The organism is Pseudomonas sp. 2822-17 (genome assembly GCF_002742485.1).
GTDB classification, from domain to species: Bacteria; Pseudomonadota; Gammaproteobacteria; order Pseudomonadales; family Pseudomonadaceae; genus Aquipseudomonas; species Aquipseudomonas cyclaminis.
In genome coordinates, this window is sequence record NZ_LJRZ01000562.1 from 1 (window position 1) to 362 (window position 362).

Sequence of the window (362 nt, forward strand, 5' to 3'; positions counted from 1 at the left end):
CCTATAGTTTGAAAAGATATTAATTTTTTTGTAAAATCTAAATTTTCTTCTGTTGTAGCCAAGACACCAATACCTGAACCTGCAAATGTGATTTTAGAAGTGGAGCTAAACATGTATACGCGATTAGGATTCCCTGCACTTTTACAGGCCGTTAAAATATTTTTCAAAGGATCTGGCTTATCAGTTAAATGATGAACTGAATATGCATCATCCCAAAAAATTCTAAAATCATCAGCTTTCGTCTTCATATTTGCAAGTCTGTCAACAACTTCATCAGAGTATGTTATACCATCAGGATTACTATATTTCGGCACACACCAAATACCTTTGATACTGTCATCCTCTTGAACAAGTTTTTCAAC

The 362-nt window shown here is 33.7% G+C and carries 1 protein-coding gene; it reads right to left on the bottom strand.

The features are described 5' to 3' along the window. Positions 1-362: aminotransferase class I/II-fold pyridoxal phosphate-dependent enzyme (locus tag AOA60_RS23405; RefSeq protein WP_143522494.1), on the bottom strand; the 362-nt coding region annotated here is incomplete at both ends.